Source organism: Micromonospora sp. NPDC048898 (assembly GCF_043198035.1).
In the GTDB taxonomy this organism is placed as follows: Bacteria; Actinomycetota; Actinomycetes; order Mycobacteriales; family Micromonosporaceae; genus Micromonospora.
Genome location: NZ_JBICUF010000050.1, coordinates 1 through 2,383, shown reverse-complemented (window position 1 = coordinate 2,383; position 2,383 = coordinate 1). Strand labels below are relative to the sequence as shown.

Below are 2,383 nucleotides of genomic sequence, written 5' to 3'. Positions count from 1 at the left end.
GGCACCACCCCGTGCCGCATCGCCATCACCACCTTGATCACCCCGGCCACACCCGCCGCCGCCTGCGCATGACCGATATTCGACTTGATCGAGCCCAGCCAGAGGGGTGCGGCGGGGTCGCGGCCGGCCCCGTACGTCGCCTCGAGCGCCTGCACCTCGATCGGATCACCCAGCCGGGTGCCGGTGCCGTGGCCCTCGACCACCTGGACGTCGGCCGGCGTCAGCCCGCCGTCGGCGAGCGCCCGCCGGATCACCCGCTCCTGGGAGGGCCCGTTCGGGGCGGTCAGCCCGTTGGAGGCGCCGTCCTGGTTGACCGCCGAGCCGCGCAGCACCGCGAGGATGCGGTGGCCGTGGTGCCGCGCCTGCGACATCCGTTCCAGCACCAGCAGGCCGACACCCTCGCTCCAGCCGGTGCCGTCCGCGGAGGCCGCGAACGACTTGCACCGGCCGTCCGGCGCCAAGCCGCGTTGCCGGGAGAACTCGATGAACGTCGACGGCGTGGCCATCACGGTGACGCCACCGGCCAGTGCCATGGTGCACTCCCCGGACCGCAGGGCGTTCGCGGCGAGGTGGAGCGAGACCAGCGAGGACGAGCACGCCGTGTCCACCGTGACCGCAGGGCCTTCCAGCCCGTACACGTAGGCCACCCGGCCGGACAACACGCTGGACAGGTTGCCGGTGAGCGCGTATCCCTCGACCTGCTGCGCGGAGTCGCGGTTGCGGGGCGCGTAGTCGTGGTACATCACGCCGACGAACACTCCCGTGTCCGTGCCGCGCAGGGACGACGGGGCGATGCCCGCGTGCTCGAACGCCTCCCAGGACGTCTCGAGCACCTGCCGCTGCTGCGGATCCATCGCCAGCGCCTCCCGCGGCGACACCCCGAAGAAGCCCGCGTCGAAGTCGCCCGCGTCGTACAGGAAGCCGCCGAACCGCGTGGTCGACCGCCCGGCCTGTTCCGGGTCGGGGTCGTAGAGCCCCTCGTCCCAGCCACGGTCCGCCGGGAACTCGCCGATGCCGTCACCTTCGCGCAGCACGAGATTCCACAGGTCCTCGGGCGAGGCCACGCCGCCCGGATAACGGCACGCCATCCCGACCACCACGACCGGGTCGTCGTCGGTCGCGACCGGCCCGGCCGGAGCCGGGACCGGCTCGGCTCGGCCGAGCAACTTATCGCCCAGATGCGCGGCGAGTTCCTGCGGCGTGGGGTGGTTGAAGATCAATGTCGGGGACAACCGGACGCCGGCCGCGGCGTTGACCCGGTTGCCGAGCTCGGACGCGGTGAGGGAGTCCAGGCCCAGTTCCGCGAAGGTGTGGGTCGCGTCGATGGCGGTGGCACTGTCGTGGCCGAGCACGGCGGCGATCTGGTCCCGTACGAGCGTGAGCAGCCGTTCGCCGGCCGCCGGCCGGTCGAGCCCGGCCAACTCGGCGGCGAGCGGGCCGGGGGCGTCCGCGGGCGCGGTCGTCGCCGCGGTGCGGCGCCGGGCCGCCACCGCCGGCGGGCGCAGCACCGCCGGGGCCTCGGACGCCGCGCCGAGGTCGATCCCGGCGGGTACGAGGTGGGTGGCGCCGTCGGCCAGCGCGGCGTCGAGCAGGGCGAGTGCCCGGTCCGGGGCGAGCGGGCGGACGCCGGCACGGGCCCACCGGGCGAGGGCGGTCCGGTCCAGGGCGGCGCCCATGCCGGCGGTGTCGTCCCACAGCCCCCAGGAGAGCGACTGCGCGGGCAGGCCCAGGGACCGGCGGTGGGCGGCGAGCCCGTCGAGGTAGGTGCTCGCCGCGGCGTAGGCGCCCTGGCCCGCCGAGCCGATGATGCCGGAGATGGACGAGAAGAGCACGAAGGCGTCGAGATCGAGGTGCCGGGTGAGCTCGTCGAGGTGCCGCGCCCCCACCGCCTTGGGCTCGTACGCCCGCCGTAGGCCCTCCGCGGTGAGCGTGGTGACCGGCGCGTCCGCGAGCACCGCCGCGGCGTGGACCACCATCGTGAGGGGCGCTCCGGGCGGGAGGCCGGCCAGCAGCGCGGCGAGCGCTTCGCGGTCGGCGACGTCGCAGGCTTCGACGGTGAGCGAGGCGCCCGCGGCCGTGAGGTCGTCGCGCAGCTCGGCGGTGCCCGGGGCGGATGGGCCGCGGCGGCAGGCGAGCAGCAGGTGCCGGGCGCCGTGCCGGGTGGCGAGATGACGTGCGATCAACCCGGCGAGCCCGTCGGGGCCGCCGGTGATGAGCACCGTGCCGTCGAGTGATCGCCGCTGGCCCGGATCATGCGGCGTGACGGGTGCGCGGGTGAGCAGCGGTGTGTAGGTGGTGGTGTTTCGGGTGGCGGTCTGGGGGTGGTTGGTGGGTGGGTGTTCCGGGGGTGTGGGGGTGTCGGTGTCGATCAGCAGGATCCGGC

The 2,383-nt window shown here is 74.8% G+C and carries 1 protein-coding gene; it reads right to left on the bottom strand.

Features of this window, described 5'->3' with window-relative positions; genetic code table 11:
* The coding region (locus ACGFIQ_RS36220; RefSeq protein WP_393250857.1) for an SDR family NAD(P)-dependent oxidoreductase at positions 1 to 2,383 on the bottom strand (2,383 nt) is incomplete at both ends.